We start from the raw sequence: 2,506 nt of genomic DNA, 5'->3' as shown, positions 1-2,506 counted from the left end.
GGGGGGAGCATGACGTAAAAACATTCTTCCAGGGGGCCAAACCCGGAACTCGCGCCCAAGACCGCGAAGTGAGGTGTCCAGATGTGCGCGGGGATAAAGAGTACTTCGTCACAGGCTTCCAGGCATATTTCTACCAGGTCCCGGCTGTCCAGGCCGAGGATGGGGCGTCCGTCGGATTTCAGATTGCCTATTGCGCCGAGTCGGGCATTTAAACGCGCTGCGGCGTCAAAACTCGGCATTGTGACGACGTGATGTATTTTTCTCGTTTTGTCATTTTTTTTGTAGATGAGACTGATTTCGACCGAGAGTACAAACCGCATTTGTCCGCGACAGGCTTGGGGCAATTCGGCGTCGATGCCCCGCCTGAGGTCTGCGCGCAATTGATATAGCCCTTCTTCGGCGGGTTCGAGTTGGTCGCGCAGTTCGTCAAACCATACCGGATGGGTGAAATCTCCAGTGCCCACCACGGTCAGACCTTTGATGAGACTCCACCGATACAGGTTTTCGGGGTTCAGGGTTTTGCTGGTTGCGCGGGCAAAACGCGAGTGCAGGTGTATGTCGGCGATGTATTGCATGATACGCTCAAGAAACGTCCTGCAAAGAAAAACGTCAATGGGTTTTTCCATTGACGTTTTTTAGTACACCGTGAGGTATTATTTTTGTTTGTAAGATGCCGACTTTAGACCGTGTTCAGACATGCGCAACTGGAAATACTGTCGGCCAATTCCGCATTGTTGCGCTGCCTGGGTTACATTGCCCTGTGTTCGCTGCAAAGCTCTGTCGAGATACTCCCGCATAAACCGGCTATTCGCCAGTTGTCTGGCTTCCTTAAACGGCAGGTCAAATACATCGACTTCGGGTTTGGATCCTCGAATGCGTGGGCGCAGATCGGATACGCGGATAATTTTACCTTCGGACATGACTATCAATCGGGCGACTTCGTGTTGTAGTTCCCGAACATTACCGGGCCATGCATAGTGTGACATTCTTTGAATTACTTCGGGGGAAAACGCGCGATTGTATTCTTTCATTTCCTGGCAAAAATGTGCGACCAAAAGTGGCAAGTCGCTCAGTCGCTTCCGCAGGGGTGACAATTGTAGCGGTACGACGTTTAAGCGATAAAAGAGGTCTTCTCGGAATGTCTTTTTTCGCACCATTTTTCGCAGGTTACAGTGTGTCGCAGTGATCAGGCGCACGTTGGATCGGCGCATGGATGCTTCGCCTACGCGGCGAAATTCCTGTTCCTGTACCAGGCGAAGCAGTTGCAACTGAAGGTTGGCTGGCAATTCGCCTATTTCGTCGAGGAATAGCGTACCTCCTCGGGCAGATTCAACCAGTCCGAGGCGCGTTTCACTGGCGCCCGTAAAGGCACCGCGAACATATCCAAATAATTCGCTGCGCGCCACTTCAGAGGAAAGCAGGCCGCAGTCAACGGTTACAAATGGTCCCCTGTTGCGGTGGCTAATGCCGTGGATATATCGGGCGAGCAATTCCTTGCCGGTGCCAGTTTCTCCACTGATGTTGACGGGCAATTCGCTATTCGCCACGCGGTGCGCGCGCTTTTGTACGTCTAAGAGCGAGGGGTGCTGTCCAATGAGTGGCCATTTATTGAGGCCGGATTTTTGAGTGATATATTCCTCCCATTACTAACAATCTGTCGCCCACTCTGGAAGCAAAACAAACGGCATCTAAAGGGGTGTTAATCCCTATTTGGATGCCGTTTTTAAGCAGGTACTCGATCTACAATTTATGCATTACTCACTTCTCTGCTTCAGATACCACTTCCAGATCATATCGTCGTTGCAACAAAGACGCATCCGTCTCTGCTATCTCCATACACATCTCCATCGCCAACTCATAGCGATAGCGCGTCTGCTCACAAGAAACAGGGTTGGGATACATCGGATCACCCGTCGTCGTGCGCGCCTCCCAAAGACAGCCACCACCACACAGGTTGCGCGCCCAGCACGTCTTGCACTCAGGCCGATTATTCACATTGAACTGCGCGTCAAAATGCTGCTGCTTTTCGCGATCAATACCCGCAAACACATCACCCATCTTAAACTCGGGCGCATCGGCTAAACTCGAGCAAAAATAAATCGCCCCATCTGCTGCAATCGCCAAATACTGCTTGCCACCCAGACACCCATGACACGATTTTTGGCGCGTCAACAATTTCTGAATCCGCGGATCAAACTCTTCATTCTCTTCACCATTCAGAATGGCTTTGAGCGCACGCCTACTCCGCCTGTAAATCTGCTGCTTCAAAACGGGTAGATGTTCTTCCCCAATAGCATAAGGCGCATCCGGTGAAACAACAGCCAGGTCAACAAGCGCGTTTTCTGTACCCAGAGAACGCAACGCATCGGCAATCTGATCCTCATCCATATCATACGCTGTCATAATGGCTTGCAGGTACACGCGCTCAGGTGCCTCAGCAGTCAGCTTCTTTACATTCTTTGCCACAACATCATAAGTCCCTGAACCATTGTGAAACGTGCGAATG

At 51.3% G+C, this 2,506-nt stretch carries 3 protein-coding genes; all 3 read right to left on the bottom strand.

Annotated features, from left to right (window positions below; translation table 11 throughout):
* The coding region (locus OXH16_21500) for a DNA helicase (GenBank protein ID MCY3683986.1) at window positions 1-575 on the bottom strand (575 nt) is incomplete at its 3' end.
* Between the two features lie 78 nt (window positions 576-653).
* Window positions 654-1,595: a sigma-54 dependent transcriptional regulator gene (locus OXH16_21495; protein ID MCY3683985.1), complete on the bottom strand. Its 942-nt coding sequence runs from the start codon at window positions 1,593-1,595 to the stop codon at window positions 654-656.
* 163 nt (window positions 1,596-1,758) lie between these two features.
* The coding region (locus OXH16_21490) for an SPASM domain-containing protein (protein MCY3683984.1) at window positions 1,759-2,506 on the bottom strand (748 nt) is incomplete at its 5' end.

Source organism: Gemmatimonadota bacterium, assembly GCA_026705765.1.
Taxonomy (GTDB): Bacteria; Latescibacterota; UBA2968; order UBA2968; family UBA2968; genus VXRD01.
Note: the sequence above shows the minus strand (reverse complement) of the source record. Positions and strands in the feature narration are given on the sequence as shown.